General features: G+C 57.1%; 15 protein-coding genes. 14 read left to right on the forward strand and 1 reads right to left on the reverse strand.

Annotated features, from left to right (window positions below; genetic code table 11):
• Positions 1–239: 239 nt before the first annotated feature.
• From OMR58_RS10330 to OMR58_RS10370, 9 genes are all read left to right on the forward strand, one after another.
• Positions 240–788: a YbhB/YbcL family Raf kinase inhibitor-like protein gene (locus tag OMR58_RS10330; RefSeq protein WP_264545854.1), complete on the forward strand. Its 549-nt coding sequence runs from the start codon at positions 240–242 to the stop codon at positions 786–788.
• A gap of 396 nt (positions 789–1,184) precedes the next feature.
• Complete coding sequence (locus OMR58_RS10335) at positions 1,185–1,673, forward strand: hypothetical protein (RefSeq protein WP_105594372.1); 489 nt, start codon at positions 1,185–1,187, stop codon at positions 1,671–1,673.
• Positions 1,674–1,778: 105 nt separating this feature from the next.
• A complete protein-coding gene (gene icmH, locus OMR58_RS10340; protein ID WP_444861310.1) occupies positions 1,779–3,005 on the forward strand; it encodes a type IVB secretion system protein IcmH/DotU in 1,227 nt (408 codons plus the stop codon).
• The gene (gene tssM, locus OMR58_RS10345) at positions 3,005–5,050 is read left to right on the forward strand and encodes a type VI secretion system membrane subunit TssM (RefSeq protein ID WP_264546042.1); all 2,046 of its coding nucleotides are present in this window, start codon (positions 3,005–3,007) and stop codon (positions 5,048–5,050) included. The genes icmH and tssM overlap by 1 nt, the downstream gene beginning before the upstream one ends.
• Entirely contained in the window at positions 5,034–5,732 is a 699-nt protein-coding gene (tagF, locus tag OMR58_RS10350; RefSeq protein WP_105594370.1) for a type VI secretion system-associated protein TagF, read from the forward strand. Before tssM ends, tagF begins: the two co-directional genes overlap by 17 nt.
• Before the next feature lie 21 nt (positions 5,733–5,753).
• On the forward strand, positions 5,754–6,920 hold the full coding sequence (tagH, locus tag OMR58_RS10355) for a type VI secretion system-associated FHA domain protein TagH (protein ID WP_264545855.1): 1,167 nt from the start codon (positions 5,754–5,756) through the stop codon (positions 6,918–6,920).
• On the forward strand, positions 6,917–7,693 hold the full coding sequence (locus OMR58_RS10360; protein WP_105594368.1) for a PP2C family protein-serine/threonine phosphatase: 777 nt from the start codon (positions 6,917–6,919) through the stop codon (positions 7,691–7,693). The genes tagH and OMR58_RS10360 overlap by 4 nt, the downstream gene beginning before the upstream one ends.
• A gap of 14 nt (positions 7,694–7,707) precedes the next feature.
• Complete coding sequence (locus OMR58_RS10365; RefSeq protein WP_264545856.1) at positions 7,708–8,661, forward strand: hypothetical protein; 954 nt, start codon at positions 7,708–7,710, stop codon at positions 8,659–8,661.
• A gap of 35 nt (positions 8,662–8,696) precedes the next feature.
• Positions 8,697–10,139, forward strand: a complete 1,443-nt coding sequence (locus OMR58_RS10370) for a serine/threonine protein kinase (protein ID WP_200558565.1) — start codon at positions 8,697–8,699, stop codon at positions 10,137–10,139.
• A gap of 18 nt (positions 10,140–10,157) precedes the next feature.
• On the opposite strand, the gene OMR58_RS10375 is transcribed toward OMR58_RS10370, so the two are convergent.
• Positions 10,158–10,835, reverse strand: coding sequence for a gamma-glutamylcyclotransferase (locus OMR58_RS10375; protein WP_200544554.1), 678 nt, complete (start codon positions 10,833–10,835; stop codon positions 10,158–10,160).
• Positions 10,836–12,162: 1,327 nt separating this feature from the next.
• Here OMR58_RS10375 and OMR58_RS10380 point away from each other — a divergent pair.
• The 5 genes from OMR58_RS10380 (at position 12,163) to OMR58_RS10400 (ending at position 18,743) form a co-directional block, all read left to right on the forward strand.
• A complete protein-coding gene (locus OMR58_RS10380) occupies positions 12,163–13,086 on the forward strand; it encodes an aminoimidazole riboside kinase (RefSeq protein ID WP_200562675.1) in 924 nt (307 codons plus the stop codon).
• 143 nt (positions 13,087–13,229) lie between these two features.
• On the forward strand, positions 13,230–14,876 hold the full coding sequence (locus tag OMR58_RS10385) for a carbohydrate porin (protein WP_200562672.1): 1,647 nt from the start codon (positions 13,230–13,232) through the stop codon (positions 14,874–14,876).
• Positions 14,877–14,915: 39 nt separating this feature from the next.
• Complete coding sequence (locus OMR58_RS10390) at positions 14,916–16,289, forward strand: sucrose-specific PTS transporter subunit IIBC (protein ID WP_264546043.1); 1,374 nt, start codon at positions 14,916–14,918, stop codon at positions 16,287–16,289.
• Positions 16,286–17,692 (forward strand): sucrose-6-phosphate hydrolase, encoded by a 1,407-nt coding sequence (locus OMR58_RS10395; RefSeq protein ID WP_200562670.1) that lies wholly within the window; start codon positions 16,286–16,288, stop codon positions 17,690–17,692. The genes OMR58_RS10390 and OMR58_RS10395 overlap by 4 nt, the downstream gene beginning before the upstream one ends.
• 28 nt (positions 17,693–17,720) lie before the next feature.
• Positions 17,721–18,743 (forward strand): LacI family DNA-binding transcriptional regulator, encoded by a 1,023-nt coding sequence (locus tag OMR58_RS10400; protein ID WP_200562668.1) that lies wholly within the window; start codon positions 17,721–17,723, stop codon positions 18,741–18,743.
• Positions 18,744–18,776 lie beyond the last annotated feature (33 nt).

Genomic DNA, 18,776 nt, shown 5'->3' on the forward strand with positions numbered 1-18,776 from the left:
AGGCACGGCGTGCAATGCCGCGCGAGGACCGGCCCGGAAGGGGGAACGGCCAGCCAGTGTCGGCACTATCACCGACCAGACTCAAACAAGGCCTCTGGTCCGTTTCTTCAGACAGTAAGGAAATAAACAAAGCAGGCTGGCCGGTCCACCGTTGGGGCCATCCGCAGCGCGATGACAGGCCAGCCGGTGACAATATCAACCATCAGATAATCAGCACCACTTTAAAACGGAGAACGTCAATGAAAAAAACGCTACTCGCCGCCTCACTCCTGTTAGCCAGCCTCAACGCTGGCGCACAGGAAATCTTCACCCTCAGTTCACCCGACTTTACCGACAATGCCCTGCTGGACAAACAGTTCGCCGGTGCAACCCCGGGTAACGTCAGTTGCACAGGTAAAAACGTCTCCCCGGCACTTAGCTGGAACCACGCTCCCGCAGGAACCAAAAGCTTTGCGCTGATGGTCTTTGACCCTGAAGGTGCGAAAGGACTCGGCGTCTCACATCTGGTGGCCTACAACATCCCCGCCAGCCGTACCCAGTTTGCCCGAGGCGACCTGACCAGCGGCAACGGATTCACCGGCGGAAAAAACAGCCCGGGAACCGATCGTTACCACGGCCCCTGCCCTCCGGCAGGCAGCGGGGCGCACCATTATATCTTTACGCTTATCGCCAGCGATCTGGCGGCAGATGCACTTCCTTCCGGGCTGACCCGCGACCAGTTGCTCAACGCACTGAAAGGCCACGCGCTGGCCGGTGCCGGAATCATCGGCCGCTATGGCAACGACTAAAGCGATCTCATTTTACGCCTTCAGCTAATCACTCGTCCGGTGATGCCATGCGCATCACCGGACCGCGCCAAACGCCTGTTTTCACGCCAACTATGCAGCAGATAAGGAAAATTAGCATTTTTAGCGCTAATCAAATTGCCGTTATCACTCCTTTCAGGCAAAATCTGGCAAATAAGGCGACTGCTAGCATGTTCATTCAGCGCCTGCAATGGATTCTATTCCCAAAAACGTCAGGTAAGACCATTAACGATTTATCCTGATGTCAAACCGGGCAATTTTATTCCTCTCAACCGAATAATGTGCCAACACATTCATTTTGGTTGCAATGGAGCGTGGCTGGCGCGGCGCTGTCGCGTTTTAAAGCCAGATATTCTGAACAGATTCACGGGGATCAAAGTGAAAATTAGCAGCGCGTTAATCTTGCTGGCCGTGTTTTCCCTCGCAGGATGCAAAACGGCCCCGTCACAGCCGGATGATGACACTCTGGTGACCAGTGAGGTCAATGGCGTGAAGCTGGTCCATCGATATGCAGTACAGGCCCCCACCTCTTTTACACCTGTAAACCAGCAATATCGTGCGCTGTATAAAGCCTCGGTGATGACCCGGCCCGACTACAGCGGCAAGATTGTTCGTTACCTGGAAACCGGAAAACCCTTCACCGTACTGGGTGAAGCGGACCACTGGCTGGCCATTGCCGGCGACGATCCGCAACAGCTGGCAGGATATGTTCCGCTCAAGGCCGGTGTAAAAAGCGAACTGTATGACGCTACGCTGCGCAACGATCGCCCTCGCCCGCGCAAAGCGCGTAAAAAAGAGTGCGTTGACGTGGGTGGGCAGAGCAAAGCCTGTCGCAGCGGCGATACGGCGACCTGGATCTTGCAATAACCCGAACCCGATGCGGCAGCCATACTGCCGGTGAATGGATAAAATAATTTATGCGGCTGCGGGCCTTTCCTGGCTGCAGCACACAGCTGAGATCCTCGAATCCTGATGATGCCAGAACTTTCTCCGGCGACAGAGAGCTACGCGGCCCTTGATAATCCTCTGCTGGCAGCAGCATTTCCCTTGCTGAACGCCGTGGTGCAGATCCGCCAGGCCATCAGCCATGACGATCCGGCAGGTTTACGCCAGCAGCTGGTTGATGAGATCCGCCTGTTTGAAAGTCACTGCCGCAAGGTGGAACTGCCGTTTGAGACGATTATCGGCGCCCGCTACTGCCTGTGTACGGTACTCGATGAGGCGGCTGCGCAAACGCCGTGGGGCAATCGCGGCGTCTGGTCAGGTAACGGACTGCTGGTAACATTTCATAACGAAGCCTGGGGCGGCGATAAGTTTTTTCAGCTGCTTTCCAGACTGTCGCAGAATCCCGATCAGCATCTTTCGCTGTTAGAAGTCATTAACTACTGTCTGCTACTGGGTTATGAAGGCCGCTACCGCACAATGGAAAACGGTCGCAGCCAGCGCGATGCCATTCGCGATCGTCTTGCCACGCTCATTGCTAATGTCCGTGATACGCCGCATCACAGCCGTATTTCTCCCCCGGTCGAACTGCCGCATGAAGGTGCACCATGGCGCGCGCCGGTGCCACTTTGGGCCTGCATGTCAATTGCCGCGTTTATCGCCTGCCTGGTCTTCTCCAGCCTGAACTGGCGCCTGGGCAACACCGCCACCACCCTGCTACAGCAAATCTGGCAAACCCCGCTACCGGAAACGGTCGCTGGCCAACGCGGCCCCGTTCCACAGGCGTTAACCGACCTGCGTTTGCGTCTTAGCGATCTGATTACCGCTCATCAGCTGGATGTGGTGGATACCAGCAGTGGCAGCCGGGTGATCCTGCCGGTAGACGGCCTGTTCAATGCCTCTGGTACGGTACTTTCAGCCGAGGGACGCGCGCTTATCGCCCGAGTTGCCACGGCGCTGGAAGCCGTTCACGGAACGCTGCTGATTAGCGTTTTCAGCGATGACAGACCACGGCGTGAAGAACGTTTCCCCTCAAGCTATGAATATTCCCAGGCGCAGGCATCCGCCATCGCCAGCCTGATGCAGCAGCTGATTGCCCAGCCCGGTGTGTCTATTCGCACCCAGGGGCGGGGCGACAGCGGTGCACTGATGCCCAACGACAGCGCTCAGAATCGGGCTCAGAACAGGCGTGTAGAGATTACCCTGTTCGCCGCGCCTGAAAACGATGACCGCAGCAACAGCACCGGAAAATCATGATGTTGAAAACCATTTTCGCCCTGCTTACCTGCCGACCGATATGGGGCCTGCTCGGCGTCAGCGCCCTCTGCGCCCTGATCTGGATGCTCGGGCCTTTACTGGCCCTCAGTCAGTTTCAGTTACTTGATAGCGATCTGAATCGTCAGTTGCTGATCGCCAGCTGCTATCTGCTGTGGGGGCTGTTTATGTTGCTGCCCCAGCTCTATCGCGCCTGGTATAACCGACGGATGCTAACGCGATTACAGTTGAACAGCCACGAACAGAATGAGTTACAGGCTACCAGTGAAATGCTGGATATGCGCTTTCACGACGCAACTCAACTGCTAAAAAAGATCCAGTTTCCGAATAGTTCCCCATCGCGCCGTAGCCGCTGGCTGCGCTTTTTCAGCGCCCGCTACCTCTATCAGCTGCCGTGGTATCTGATTGTCGGCGCACCGGGTGCGGGTAAAACTACCGCGTTGCTGAACTCAGGACTGGAGTTCGCGCTACCCGACAGCCTGAATAAAGGCGCGCTGCGAGGGGTGGGCGGCACGCGCCACTGCGACTGGTGGTTCACACAACAGGCCGTGCTGCTTGATACTGCGGGAAGATATACCCTTCAGGAGAGCCAGCGTACACGTGATGCCAGTGAATGGCAGACATTTATCGCCCTGCTTAAACGCTATCGTCCGCGTCAGCCAATCAATGGCGTGATCGTTACGCTCAGCGTGGCCGACCTGTTAAGTGACTCGGCGGAGATGCGCCAGGCGCAGGCGACGGCTCTACGCAGCCGCATGGCAGAACTTCACCAGCAAACGGGTATCCACTTCCCGGTCTATATCATGGTGACGAAAAGCGATCTGCTTAAAGGCTTTATGAGCTATTTTGCCCAGTGCGACAAAAACCAGCGGGAGCAGGTCTTTGGCTTCACTTTCCCGCTAAAGTCCACTGCGGATGAACACGGCCTGCTGTTGCCCCAGTTTGAGCACCATTTCCATCAACTCTGCAACCAGCTGATGAACGATCTCGCCTGCAATATGGCAAGGCAAACTGATTTACAGCAGCGCGCAGACTGCTTCCTTTTTCCACAGGAATTCGCGTCTTTACGCCCGCTGCTGGCAGAATATCTGACCACCATTTTCTCGCCCCGACAGGGTGAACCGGCCTGGTCCATACGTGGACTATTCTTTACCAGCGGCACGCAGGAAGGTCTGCCGTTCGATCGCGTGATGGGCGAACTGGCGCGTAAACTCCAGCTGCCGCAGTCGCAGGGGCAGTCAATTGCCAGCTGGAACAGCGTCAGCCGTACTTCGCCCATTCCGGCCAATAAAGGGCAAAGCTATTTTATTCACGACCTGCTCAGTAAAGTGGTGTTTCGTGAAAGTGCGCTGGCCGGCAGCGACAGCCGCTGGGAGTTACGTAACAAGCGCCTGCACCGCATGGGGTATGCCGCCACAGCTGCTGCATTAGTGGCGTGTTGTGGGCTGTGGTACACCAGCTATGATAAGAATCAGCGTTATTTGCAACAAATTGACGCCAGGTTACCGGAAATTCAGCAGCAGGCCCATACGCTGAGCGATAACAACAGTGGCGATATCACCGGGCTGCTGCCGTTTTTAAACAGCCTGGTGGCACTGCCTGAAGCGCCGGACTTTTCGCTCTCCTCTCCACCGACGTTAATGCGAGCGGGGCTGTATCGGGGTGAGCAACTGTATAACGCCAGCTGGGGTCTGTATCAAAATGCCCTGAAATCCCTGCTGCTACCGCGCGTTGCCCAGGCGATCACGCTCACGCTACAGGAAGATAACGGCGCAGATGAATCTTTCACCCGCGACGCGATCCGCGCTTATCAGATGCTTTACCAGCCGCGGACATACGATGGGCGTTTTCTGCGGGGCTGGGTGATGCAAAATCTGTCAAAAAATCCGCCACCGGATATTACCGATGCCCAGCTTAAGCAACTGGACTGGCATTTAAGCCAGCTTCTCGATAAGCAGATCCAAAGCTCACCCTACGCGCGTGACGGCGTATTGATAATGAGAAAACAAAATGGCAACCAGCACTGAACTGGGATGGTATGGCAAACTCCCGGCAGCAGGGGATTTTGTCCATCGCCGGATGCCCGAATCGCAGCTTGCCCAGTGGTCAAACTGGTTTAAATCCGGTGTAGTACAGTGGCAACAATTGCACAATAACTGTACTGAAGCCTTCGCTCGTGCGCCGATCTGGAATTTTGCGCTGCCTGCCACACTTGGCGTACAGCAGGTGCAAATTGGCTGCCTGATGCCGTCGCGGGATCGGGTGGGTCGCGTCTGGCCGCTGATGGCCGCACAAAAGATCGCGGTGTCGCAGTGGCACCCGGTTCAGCTGGCAATGGCCGGAGAGTGGTTTAACGCTTTGGGCACCGCGCTGCAACAGGCTGTTCGCCAGCAGAAAAGCGTCGATGAGGCCGAGCTGGCGATAACTAACCTTGCCCCGCTGCCTGAGACTGTAAAACTCGACGCCAGCACGATTATTGGCTATCGCGATAGTCCGACTCTCGCATGGCCGGAGGTTTCGCGCCGTTTCGATCCGCTACAGTACACCAGCTACTGGTGGACGAATCAGTATGATGGCTGCCCGCTGGTTACGCACAAGCACAGCGGTAATTTAACCGCGCAGCTGTTTACACAATTATTTCATCCGACTCTGGCCGAAAATCCGGGCCGCCACGGACTTTATCCACCCATGTTTGACCAGGCTGACTGATCCGGGGGCGAAAACAGAAGTATGCGACTTACTCTTTTAAACCATCTGGAGCAGGACGTCTCCGTAAGCTGTGATTTCGCACCGCCTGGTGGCACCATCGGCCGCAGCGCGGATAACAATCTGGTCCTTCCCGACCCTGAACGTACCATTTCTCGTTTACAGGCGCTGGTTCATGTTTCCCCCGCCGGGGAATGTCGTCTGACCAGCCAGGGTAGCGTTATCGCGGTGATACATAATGAACGCTCCCTTGCTCGCGGTGAACAGGTCAGGCTGATGCACGGCGATATGCTAACGATTGGTCACTATCATATTATGGTTACCGATCCCCACAGGACCGACGACAGTACGGTACTGGACGATCCACTGCTGCTGTTTAATGGTGAAAGCAGCAGCACGGAAGATCCACTGGGGATTCTTAACCCGGCTATGTTACCCGATAGCGTTCAGGAAAAACCGAGTGCGGAAGAGCTTGAACTGCGCGCCGCACGCGATGCTGCCGCCAGGCTGGCGATAAACCCTCTGCCCACCAGCTACAGTGATAACGGCGATCCGGCAAGGGATGGCAGTCATGAGCAGCGGCTGCTCAATGCACTACTGGAAGGTATGGGTCTGGAACCGGCGGCCGGTCAGACTGCTGAACTCAGCGAAGAGCAGATGCGCCTGACCGGCCGTATGCTGAGCCTGTTCTCACAGGGTACGGTCGCCCTGCTCTCCTCTCGTTCAATCCTCAAACGCGGGGTCAAAGCCGAAATGACCATGATCCTCAATGAGGCAAACAATCCGTTTAAAATTCTGCCCAGCGGTAAAACGGTACTGATGCAGATTTATCAAAGCCAGATGCCGGGGTTTATGCCGCCGGAGCAGGCGGTGCGCGACGCGCTGGTTGATTTACAGGCCCATCAGTTGGGGATGACCTCCGGGATTCGGGCAATTATTGCCGCAATGCTCCAGTCGTTTAACCCGCAGCGGCTCGAAGAACACGCCCGCCAGGACAGCGCCATCCCCAGACTGGCCCTCAGCACATCGCGCAAGGCGGCTCTGTGGGACTACTTTTTACGCCACTATCAGAATACATCCGGAGATATTGAGGATGACTTTCACTCGCTGTTTGGCGAGGCGTTTTTGCAGGCGTATGAAATGGAAGTCAACCAGTACAAAGATTCTCAAAGCGCCGAGGAGGATCGATGAATATCACCTTTTGCAGCACGTCACAGATTGGTGGACGCGTCAGTAATCAGGACGCCACCGGTACACAGCTTAACGAGCAATTCGGTACGTTCGTCGTCTGCGACGGCGTGGCGGGCAGCCCGGGCGGTGAACGGGCCGCCATCATTGCACGCGATACGCTGCTTTCGCAGACTGCCGGGCAAAACGCGCTTTCACCTTTGCAGACGGAAGAGATGATTGCCGCCTGTGAACAGGCCATCCGTGCGGCGCAGCGGGCAGAACCCGCACTGAAGAAAATGAGTACCACCCTTGCCGCACTATTTATCGATCGTCCCGGGCGGCGGGCCTGGTGGTGCCACGCCGGAGACACGCGCGTTTATCATTTTCGTCGCGGTGTGGTTCATGACATGACCCGCGATCATAGTCTGGTGCAACAACTTCATGACGCCGGGTATGATAATACGGGAATAAACAGTCATTTACTGTATAACGCTTTGGGCACCGACAGCGTTCAGCCCCACGATTACAGCGCCGTATTGCCGCTGGAAGATGGCGATGTTTTTCTGCTGTGCAGCGATGGTTTTTGGAATAATTTGACACCTGCCGAGATGGAACAGGCACTAAGAATGGTAAACTCACCGCAGGAATGGCTGGCTCTAATGCAGAAAGCTATCGACCGCAGTGAAAAAAAGGATAATCTTAGCGCCGTGGCCGTCTGGTATGGGTCACCGCAGGACACTACTTTGCTTTTTTCTCTGACGGATTCAGCCCGGTTTTTACCACCGCGCGATTAATTTCAAGGAATGCTATGAAATATTGGTTGCCAGTTGTCCTGAGCCTGATGGCTGCCGCCAGCGCGCGGGCGGAAGATTACCGGGTCGTATCCTCTCCCAGCCTTTCGCTGGACGTATTTATTGATAATGTTACCAGCAGTGCTCCGCAGTCCTGGTGCCAGGAAACGATCAACCTGCGCATTGTTTCCGCAAAAGCCACTGAATCCGTCGTACTCGATAAGTTCCTGCCGCAGGTCGGAAAGCTTCTGCACAACCAGTGCGGCAAGCTGAAAGAGCTGCCGTGGCAGATGACCAGCAGTCGTGGCTCAGTACTGGCCGTGGGCAATGCCCTGCAGAGCGGTGGCTGGCAGCCGGTCATTACCGCCGATGCCACCGCCACAGCCACCGCCGATAACGCCGCACCGCTGGATATCTCCCGCCCGGCAAACACCGTACCGCTTCACTACTTCGATCTGCCCGGCGGCTGCCACTTCCGTACGTGGTGGGACGATCGCGGCTCGTCGCTGTTTATCCCCGAAACGAAATCGATGACCTGTACCTCCGACGGCTGGCTGGAGGGCAGCAGTGAACTGAGCCTGATGAATGGTCAAAACCCTGCGCTGCCGCTGGAAGTCACTTTTTATCAGGGTTACCCGCTGCGGGACCTGCATCCTGCCCCGGGCGAACTTGACGTTGTTACAGTGAATAATCAGCGCATGGTGGTGAGCCGCCCTGATGCGCCGGACAGCTGGCTGGTACTGCCATTCATTCCTGAGCTTCACGTCTGGTCTTTTGAAGGAACGCTGCTGATTAAGATGGACAAAACCGACGCCAGTAACGCCGCAGAAATTAAAGAGCGGGTTGAGAAATTGCGCCAGACATGGTCAGCGACGATCGATCCCAAAGTGAAAGTGAACGTGCTGCTGGTTGATGCCCTGCATGCCGATCTTGCCGACCCGGCAACAGGTGCCTGGCGCACCGTTAATTAAGTATCTGGCGTAGCGTACGTTAGGAGAGTTTTATTATGTCGGCAAACGAGCAGCAACAAAATGCGACCAAAGCGCTTCCGCCGGGCTATCGCTTCAATGAATTCGAAATTCAGGAAGTGATTGGCGGCGGTGGCTTCGGCATTGTTTATCGTGCCTGGGACCATCTGCTGGAACGCACTATCGCTATTAAGGAATTTATGCCGAACTCGCTGGCGACTCGCAGCGAGGATCTGTCCGTTATGCTTCGGGCCGAGCGTCATCAGCGGCTGTTTAACGCCGGGATGAACAGTTTCGTGCAGGAAGCCCGGCTGCTGGCGCGTTTTAACCACCCCGGACTGCTGCACGTTCTGCGCTTTTGGGAAGGTAATGGCACCGCCTATATGGGGACGTTGTTCTATAGCGGGATGACGCTTAAAGCATGGCAATCCAGCCAGCCGCAGACGATTAACGAAGCATTGATCCGTCAACTGCTACCGCCGCTGTTTGGTGCCATCAACACCATCCATCGCGCAGGCTTCCTGCATCGGGATATTTCGCTGGATAATATTCAAATCCAGGAAAACCAGCTGCCGGTGCTGCTTGATTTTGGTTCTGCCCGCAAGGAGATTGGAAACCTCTCTGACGAAACCGAGATTATGCTCAAACCGGGCTTTGCGCCGCTGGAGCAGTACTGCGAAGAAAGCGATGCGGAACAGGGGCCGTGGACCGATATTTATGCCCTGGGTGCGGTGCTGCATACGCTGATTATCGGAACCCCTCCTCCGGTTAGCGTTGTACGCAGCATTGAGGACAGCTATCAGCCGCTGAGCGATCTTCGCCCTGAGGGATATTCGCTGCCGCTGCTCAACGCCATTGACCGCTCGCTGATGATGGATGCCACGCAGCGCCCGCAGTCGATAGATGAGCTGGCGTCGCTGATTAATTTGCCGGTGACTGACGTTGAAGATCTGCTCAGCACAATTGGCGAACCGCCAGTTTCGCCGACAGCGCAGCCCGAAGCGGACCCCGCTCCGGCAACAGAGACCGAAGCGCCTGTGGCAGCAATAAACCCGGCAGCCAGCGCCGCTGAACCACTCATTGCGGCAAAGCGCCCACTTCGCTTGTCAAAGCCGCTGCTGCTGCTGAGCGCCCTGGCCGTTCTTGCCGTGGGCACGGTGGTGTGGATGCTAAACCGCACTCCGCAGTCTGACGTCGCGCAACCGGTAAACGAGGTTTCACCAACCGCTCCCGTAGCCGACGCCACAGCAGCCGCTGCCGACGCGCCAGCGCTGGCAACGGTGTATCTGAAACTAAGCAATGGGGATACGCTGTTGCTTAACAATAACGCGATGACGGTGACGCCAAATAACAGTGGCTACGCCGTGCTGAATCTTGCGGCAGGTGACTATTTGCTTCAGGTACACAGTACGCAAGGCGACTACAGTCAGCAGTTGAAAATCGACCGCGCCGGAACCTGGTTGATTAACCCGGCGCATTAATGTGCAGATCCGGCGGGGTTATCCCGCCAGTCCACTGTGGCACTGCTGGAGTTCGCGCACCTTACTTGCCAGGTCAGTCAGGCAGTCATCATTGATGCCGCGCTGGTTAAGTTCTTTTTCCAGTGAGAACAGATACTGCGCATTCGTTCCCAGCGGACCGGTGGCTTTAGCAATCAGCGGCGCGATGGTCTGCGGGCAGGAGTCGGTTTCATACAGCGGATGGCGCGGATCCATGATAAACACCAGCGCGGTGACTTTTCGGCCATCGTCCAATGCCAGTTCACACCAGGTAGGCAGATAGCAGCCGGTGATCATTTCGCGTTTCCACAGCAGCTCCAGCTCTTCGTGCAGCTTTGCCTCCGGCAGGCAAAAGGCCAGGCCGGTGGTTTCACCGCCCTCTTTCAGGGCCAGCATGCGTCCGGGCTGACTGGCCGTTCCCCGTCCGGCGGTCAGGCGCAGGCAGAAAGCGCGATGCCAGCCGACCAGCGTACCGGTAGCGGCTTCATCGGCTTCAAACACCGGGTTCCACATTAGCGAACCGTAGCCGAAAATCCATACCGGGCTGTGGTCAGGGCGGCATGCGAGGGTCGCCGCCAGCGAAGCAGCCCGCTGCTCCGCACTCCATAACAGTGATTCCTCGATATCACCAAAAGCGGTTTTACAGTCAGCTTTTAATAAGAAATCTCTTGTTAACACTTTTACCTCCACGCCACTGCTCAAAATACACCCTGCTGATTTCGCCGTCCGCGATTTAACTATTTTTAGTTATTTTATCAAACATTATTACTGACCTTATGCATTTATTCAGCAGCTTTCAAGTTGGAGGTGGATCACAAAAGAAAAAAAATGACCGGGTGGTGACAGGCAGATGAAAATTGATATGTGAAACGGGGATGGCGGCATTCTGGAGGTGTTGTCTTCATTAACGAAGTCTGCGATTCGAATTGGGTAATATCGTCTTCAGCCAAAGCGTCTGCGCTGACGGGTAGCGTTCCCTGCCGGGCAGGTCCTCACGTCGCTTCGCGATACCTTCACTTCGTTCGTCAGCCTCACGGACCACCGCAGACGCGCGTCCTGCGCGGCTGCGCCTTTTGCCCACGTCCGTGTGGGCAAATCCGGGCTTCCTCTCTCCGTTCAGCGCTGCGGATAGCCCGTTCGGGATCGCTACCCGTCTGCTTTGACAGTTTTGTGTGGCCTAAAATTCATTCGGAACACTGTCTATAAACACCCGCTTACCGGTGATTTTTGGTCAGTGAGGTTGTCTTCAACGGAAGCGTCTTCACTGACGGGTAGCGTTCCCTGCCGGGCAGGTCCTCACGTCGCTTTGCGATGCCTTCACTTCGTTCGTCAGCCTCACGGACCGCCGCAGACGCGCGTCCTGCGCGGCTGCGCCTTTTGCCCACGTCCGTGTGGGCAAATCCGGGCTTCCTCTCTACGTTCAGCGCTGCGGATAGCCCGTTCGGGATCCCTACCCGTCTGCTTTGACAGTTTTGTGTGGCCTGAAATGTAGGTTTTTAGATCTACAGCGACTCAGTAGTACCGAGGGGACCCGCCTCTGCGGCTGACGGGCAATCCGCAGCGCTGAGGTGAAGGCAGCACGGCCGGAGATGGCAGCAGGGATGCTGACATCAGGCGTGGCGCGGGCAGGACGCCCGCTCCGCGCCGATCCGAAAGGCGTGATGCCGTAACCGAAGGCACCGCATAGCGGCGTGAGGACCGCCCGCCAGCCGCAGAGGCGGGTCCCGACACTCCAGCCACCACAGCCACAAACACAAACACAAACACAGCCATACCCGAAATACGTCGCTCCGAAAGGCACGATGCCGTAACCGAAGGCACCGCATAGCGGCGCGAGGACCGCCCGCCAGCCGCAGAGGCGGGTCCCGACACATCGACCACACCAGCCACAGCTATTGCTATTCCATAATCACCGCCCCCCAAACCAGTCGGCGAACATTAACACTTTTCTTTTTTGCTAAACCAGTTTAGCTTACTGGCAGATTTTTACTTCAGGACAATCACAATGACGCAACGAATCTGGGTATTGGGTGATGCAGTAATCGATTTGCTACCGGAACAGGAGGATCGCCTGTTGAAATGCCCCGGCGGCGCACCGGCTAACGTCGCGGTTGGCATCGCGCGGCTTGGTGGTAATAGCGCCTTTATCGGCTGCGTGGGCGATGACCCGTTCGGCGAATTCCTGCAGCACACACTACGCGACGAAGGCGTTGATATCAGCAATATGCATCGCGAAAAAGGCCATCGCACCTCTACCGTGCTGGTCAGCCTGGACCAGCACGGCGAGCGACAGTTTACCTTTATGGTGCGCCCCGCCGCTGACCTGTTCCTCAGCAGCGAGCGCCTGCCGCGCTTCGCCGCCGGTGAAGGGCTGCACCTCTGCTCGATTGCCCTCAGCGCCGAGCCCAGCCGCAGCGCAGCGCTGGAGGCAATGCATGCCATCAAACAGGCAGGTGGCTGGGTAAGCTTCGATCCCAATCTGCGCGAAGATCTGTGGCCTGACCACCAGCTGCTGACATCCCTGCTGGATACCGCCTTCCAGCTGGCCGATATTATCAAACTGTCTGAAGACGAGTTAGCGACCCTCAGTGACGCCAGCGATCTTGCCGCGCGTATTGCCGATTTCGGCAGCCGCTATCAGCCCGCACTGCTGCTGGTGACCTGCGGTGCCGAAGGCGTCTGGCTGTGGCAGAACGGCACGCAGCGACACTTCCCGGCTCCAACCGTGAACGTCGTCGATACCACCGGCGCGGGCGATGCCTTCGTTGCCGGGCTGCTGGCGGCACTGGCGCAGGAAGACAGCCCGCTGGCACCGCACAAGCTGGAATCAGCCATTCAGCAGGCGCAGCGCAGTGGCGCGGCGGCCACCACCGCTAAAGGCGCAATGACCGCTCTGCCCTACGCCGCAGATCTCGCCGAAATCCACTAATTAAATGGATAAAATGCTAACCCGATCACACTTCCTAAACCGGGTTAGCAATTCAGATTGATCATTTCGTGCCACCTGGCATAACCTCGCGATCGAACCGGTTTAGCAAAATCATAAAACACACACTCTGGAAAACCGAGAAGATGATCAAACCATCAATTCTGACCCTTGCCATCGGTCTGGCGCTTGCAACACCCACACTCAGTTTCGCCGCCCCGACTCTCAGCAGCCTTGAAGCGCGATTAGCCGCGATGGAAGCACGCCTGCAACAGGCTGAAAATCGTGCTGCCAACGCGGAAACCCGCGCCAGCCGGGCAGAGAAAGATGTCGCCAGACTTCAGGCACAGACGGCCCGTCAAAATGAAGCGGCTACGCTTTCAGCCCGATCGGCAGCGGCAGATTCTCCGGCATCTTCATATTCTGCATCCGGTAGCGCCCAGCCGGGCTCAGCGTCTGTAGCCGCTTCTGCCGTCGCGGGCTCTGCCACTGCGGCGAACGCCCAGCCAGCGCAAACGGCCAGCGCCGCCCCGGTGGAAAGCAAACCCTCGTTCGCTGACGGATTTGAATTCCACGGCTATGCCCGTTCCGGCCTGATCATGAACGACTCGGCTGCAGGCACACAGAGCGGTCCTTATCTAACTCCAGCCGGGGAAACCGGCGGTGCGGTGGGTCGACTGGGCAATGAAAACAACACCTACGTTGAACTGAATTTCGAACACAAACAGCAGCTGGCTAACGGCGCCACTACCCGCTTCAAGGCGATGCTGGCCGACGGGCAGAAGGACTATAACGACTGGACCGGCAGCACCAGCGAACTGAATATTCGCCAGGCGTTTGTTGAGCTGGGCAATCTACCGGATTTCAGCGGTCCGTTTAGCCACAGTACCCTGTGGGCCGGTAAGCGCTTTGACCGCGATAACTTTGACATCCACTGGCTGGATTCCGACGTGGTGTTCCTCGCCGGGACCGGCGGCGGTATCTACGACGTACAGTGGAACGAAGGGCTGAAGAGCAGCTTCTCGCTGTATGGCCGTAACTTTGGTGATATCGAAGCGATTGATAACACCATTCAAAACTACATTGTCACCACCAATAACTTTGCCGGTCCGTTCCAGCTGATGCTCAGCGGCCTGCGGGCGAAGGATAACGACGAGCGGGTGAATACCGCCCGCCAGAACGATAACGCGGGCGACACCGGCCTGCACGCCATGCTGGCCCTGCACAACGACAGCTTCTGGGGGCTGCGTGAGGGTCAGGCGAAAACCGCCGTGCTTTACGGGCGCGGGCTGGGTGCCGAAGTTAAAGGCATCGGCTCCGACGGCAACCTGACCCAGCAGGCTGAAACCTGGCGCCTGGCCAGCTACGGCGTCACTCCACTCAGCGATCGCTGGAGCTTTGCCCCGGCGGTGCTGGCACAGAGCAGCAGCGACCGCTATGCAGCGGGCGACCACTACCGCTGGGCGACATTAAATGCGCGTCTGATCCAGGAAATCAACCCGAGTTTTGCGCTGGCTTATGAAGGCAGCTATCAATACATGGATCTCGATCCGCAGGGCTATAAAGATCGGCAGGCGGTCTCCGGCAGTTTCTGGAAGCTGACCTTTGCGCCGACGTTTAAAGTTGCCGATATCGGTGACTTCTTCACGCGCCCTGAAATTCGTCTCTTCGCCACCTGGATGGACTGGAACAACTCACTGGATCGCTACGCCAGCGATGATTCGTTCGGCAGCAGCGGCTTCAGTGCCGGTGGTGAATGGAACTTTGGCGTACAGATGGAAACCTGGTTCTGATAACCGGCCTGAAACATTAAATCACCGACTGAGGGAATGATGGATTTTGACAAAATAGCCCGTGAACTACTGCCGCTGCTGGGCGGCCGGGAAAATATCGCCAGCGCGGCGCACTGTGCCACCCGTCTGCGGCTGGTGATGGTCGATGATGATAAAGTGCAGAAAGAGGCCATTGAAGCGATCGAAGGCGTGAAAGGCTGTTTTCGTAATGCGGGCCAGATGCAGATTATCTTTGGCAGCGGCATCGTCAATAAAGTCCACGCCGCGTTTATTAAAGCAGCGGGTATTAATGAATCCAGCAAAAGTGAAGCGGCTGATATCGCAGCGAAAAAGCTGAATCCGCTACAGCGCATCGCGCGCACGCTGTCGAATATCTTCGTACCGATTATTCCGGCAATTGTCGCCTCCGGCCTGCTGATGGGCCTGCTGGGTATGGTGAAAACCTATGGCTGGGTCGATGCCAGCAGCGCACTGTTTATCATGCTGGATATGTGCAGCTCTGCGGCCTTTATCATCCTGCCGATCCTGATTGGTTTTACCGCCGCGCGCGAGTTTGGCGGCAATCCGTATCTGGGCGCGACGCTGGGCGGCATTCTCACCCATCCGGCGTTAACCAACGCATGGGGCGTTGCCAGCGGTTTCCACACCATGAACTTCTTTGGTCTGGAGATTGCGATGATCGGCTATCAGGGCACGGTGTTCCCGGTACTTCTGGCCGTCTGGTTTATGAGCCACTGCGAAAAAACCTTACGCAAATTTATCCCTAACGCGCTGGATATTATCCTTACGCCGTTCCTGACGGTGGTGATCTCCGGCTTCGTTGCCCTGCTGATTATCGGCCCCGCCGGTCGTGGGCTGGGAGAAGGGATTTCCCTGGTGCTCAGCACGCTGATTGCCCATGCAGGCTGGCTGGCCGGGTTAATTTTCGGTGGTCTGTACTCGGTGATTGTGATTACCGGCGTGCATCACAGCTTCCACGCCATTGAGGCGGGTTTATTGGGTAATCCGTCAATCGGCGTTAACTTCCTGCTGCCGATCTGGTCAATGGCCAACGTCGCCCAGGGCGGTGCCTGTCTGGCCGTGTGGTTCAAAACCCGTGACGTGCGCACCCGCAGTATCGTTCTGCCCTCGGCGTTCTCGGCGATGCTTGGGATTACTGAAGCAGCCATTTTCGGTATCAACCTGCGCTTTATTAAGCCATTTATCGCCGGTCTGGTCGGCGGCGCGGTTGGCGGTGCATGGGTGGTAGCTATGCACGTAAATATGGTCGCCGTCGGCCTGACCGCCCTGCCGGGGCTGGCGATCGTGCAGAGCAGCTCAATGATCAACTATCTGATCGGCATGGTGATTGCTTTTGTTACCGCCTTTGTGCTGTCGTTACTGCTGAAAATCAAAGTTGAGGTAAAAGCATGAGTGACGCCCATCTGGTGAAACAGGCGCTGCGTGCGGTACTTAGCGGCCAGCAGCGCGCGGCCGCCGATCGTCATCGCCCGGCCTGGCATCTGGCTCCGCCCGTCGGGCTGATGAACGATCCGAACGGATTTATTCAGTTTAACGGCCGCTACACCCTGTGCTATCAGTGGAACCCGCTGGCCTGTGCGCACGGCGCCAAATTCTGGGGGCAGTGGAGTTCGGCGGACCTGGTGCAGTGGCGGCACGAACCGCTGGCGCTGGCGCCGTCCGAGAGCTATGAAAGCCACGGCTGCTACTCCGGCAGCGCGGTGGATAACCACGGCGAGCTGACGCTAATCTACACCGGTAATGTGAAGTTTGATGGCGGACGCACCGCATGGCAGTGCCTGGCGGTACAGGACGAACATGGCGAGTTTCGCAAGCTGGGCCCGGTACTGCCGCTGCCGGAAGGCTATACCGGCCACGTGCGCGATCCCAAGGTCTGGCAGCATAACGGCAGCTGGTACATGGTGCTGGCGGCGCAGAACCTGCAGCTACAGGGTAAAATTTTGCTGCTGATTTCCCCCGATCTGCACAGCTGGACGCTGCTGGGCGAGATGGCCGGCAGCGGCCTGAACGGGCTGGGTGAATTCGGCTATATGTGGGAATGCCCGGATCTGTTCCGCCTGGACGATCGTGAAATTCTGCTCACCTGTCCGCAGGGTCTGGAGGCCGACGGCTGGCGCTATCGCAACACCTTCCAGAGCGGTTATTTCTGCGGCACCCTGGATTACGACACGGCGCAGTTCAGCCACGGTGAGTTTCATGAGCTCGATCTCGGCTTTGAATTTTATGCGCCACAGAGCTGCCTGAGCGACGATGGCCGACGTCTGCTGATCGGCTGGATGGGACTGCCGGATGCGGATGAGTTTTATCAGCCAACGCTGAGCCATGGCTGGATACACACCATGACCTGCCCCCGCGAACTGACCCTGAGCGGCGATCGCGTAATTCAGCGCCCGGCGCGCGAACTTCAGCAACTTCGTCAGCATGAGACTCAGCTTAAAGGTATTGCCGGTAACCTGCCGGCACTGGATGTGGACAGTGCTGAGCTGCACGTGTCGATTGATGGCAGCTTCAGCGCCAGTTTTGCCGATGCACTCAATCTTCATGTCGATCGTCATGGCCTGACGCTGGGACGTAAAAATCTGCGTACCGGCGAACAGGAAGAGCGCCACTGGGGCGGTGAGGTGCGCACGCTGCAAATCCTCTGCGATCGCTCCAGCGTGGAGATCTTTATTAACGATGGTGAGGCAGTGCTGTCTTCGCGCTATTTCCCGGACGCTCAGCCGCATCTGAGATTTAGCGGCAGCGCGCAGATTAGCCTCAGTCACTGGAGGTTGCGGCAATGCGTGATAGAATGATCGCCTGTTCATTCACGCCTAAGCCACTGTGACTAAAAACAAACGTATCACCATTAACGATATCGCCCGACTGGCCGGTGTATCCAAATCCACCGCCAGTCTGGTGCTTAATGGTCGCGGTAAAGAGCTGCGCGTGGCGGAAGCTACCCGCAGTCGGGTAATGGAAATCGCCCGCCAGCATCACTACCAGCCCAGCATCCACGCCCGTGCGTTAAATTCCAGCCGCAGTAATACTCTTGGCCTGGTGGTGCCGGAAATGACCAACCACGGTTTTGCCCGCTTCTCTCATGAACTTGAGATGCTGTGCCGCGATGCGGGGCTACAGCTGCTGATCGCCTGCACCGCTGAAAATGCCAGCCAGGAAACGCTGGCGGTCGGTAACCTGATCCAGCGTCAGATCGACGGCCTGATTGTTGCCTCCAGCATGCTGAATGACACCGAATATCAGAAGATTAACCAGCAGCTGCCGGTAGTGCTGTTTGACCGCCATCTGGGTGAGTCATCGCTGCCGCTGGTGATCACCGACGCGACAGCCCCGACGGCGACCCTGCTGGAAGCGGTGGCGCGAGAAGGCTATGACGAAATTTACTTCTTCGGCGGGCAGCCGCGTATCTCCCCCACCCGCGATCGTCTGGCCGGTTATCAACAGGGGCTGGAACGTGCTGGCGTGACGGTGCGCCCGGAGTGGATCATGCACGGCCATTACCACTCCAGTTCCGGTTATGAGATGTTTGCCGATCTTTATGCCCGTCTGGGCCGAGTACCGCAGGCGCTGTTCTGCGCCGCCTGTGGGCTACAGGAAGGCGTGCTGCGCTACCTCAGCCAGCACGGACTGCTGGATACCCCGATGCATCTCTGTAGCTTTGACGATCACTATCTGTATGACGCTCTGTCGGTGCGTATTGATACCGTCGAGCAGGACGAACGCCTGCTGGCGTGGAACTGCTTCGAGATGATCACTCAGCTGATTGATGAACAGCCCCCGGAAACGACTCAGCGCTGGCTACCTGCAAGGCTGAAATGGCGTCGGGCGAAGAATCCAGAAATTTAACCGGGTAATACGCCCTTTCGGGCGTAATGCCGT

The sequence above is a fragment of the Erwinia sp. INIA01 genome (assembly GCF_025947915.1).
GTDB lineage: Bacteria > Pseudomonadota > Gammaproteobacteria > Enterobacterales > Enterobacteriaceae > Erwinia > Erwinia coffeiphila.

What these genes read in the sequence shown, in the direction of transcription:
- tagF (WP_105594370.1), top strand. Translation starts at nt 5,034, where the DNA reads ATGGCAACCAGCACTGAACTGGGATGGTATGGCAAACTCCCGGCAGCA.
- OMR58_RS10360 (WP_105594368.1), top strand. Translation starts at nt 6,917, where the DNA reads ATGAATATCACCTTTTGCAGCACGTCACAGATTGGTGGACGCGTCAGT.
- OMR58_RS10385 (WP_200562672.1), top strand. Translation starts at nt 13,230, where the DNA reads ATGATCAAACCATCAATTCTGACCCTTGCCATCGGTCTGGCGCTTGCA.
- OMR58_RS10390 (WP_264546043.1), top strand. Translation starts at nt 14,916, where the DNA reads ATGGATTTTGACAAAATAGCCCGTGAACTACTGCCGCTGCTGGGCGGC.
- OMR58_RS10370 (WP_200558565.1), top strand. Translation starts at nt 8,697, where the DNA reads ATGTCGGCAAACGAGCAGCAACAAAATGCGACCAAAGCGCTTCCGCCG.
- OMR58_RS10395 (WP_200562670.1), top strand. Translation starts at nt 16,286, where the DNA reads ATGAGTGACGCCCATCTGGTGAAACAGGCGCTGCGTGCGGTACTTAGC.
- tagH (WP_264545855.1), top strand. Translation starts at nt 5,754, where the DNA reads ATGCGACTTACTCTTTTAAACCATCTGGAGCAGGACGTCTCCGTAAGC.
- tssM (WP_264546042.1), top strand. Translation starts at nt 3,005, where the DNA reads ATGTTGAAAACCATTTTCGCCCTGCTTACCTGCCGACCGATATGGGGC.
- OMR58_RS10330 (WP_264545854.1), top strand. Translation starts at nt 240, where the DNA reads ATGAAAAAAACGCTACTCGCCGCCTCACTCCTGTTAGCCAGCCTCAAC.
- OMR58_RS10365 (WP_264545856.1), top strand. Translation starts at nt 7,708, where the DNA reads ATGAAATATTGGTTGCCAGTTGTCCTGAGCCTGATGGCTGCCGCCAGC.
- icmH (WP_444861310.1), top strand. Translation starts at nt 1,779, where the DNA reads ATGATGCCAGAACTTTCTCCGGCGACAGAGAGCTACGCGGCCCTTGAT.
- OMR58_RS10380 (WP_200562675.1), top strand. Translation starts at nt 12,163, where the DNA reads ATGACGCAACGAATCTGGGTATTGGGTGATGCAGTAATCGATTTGCTA.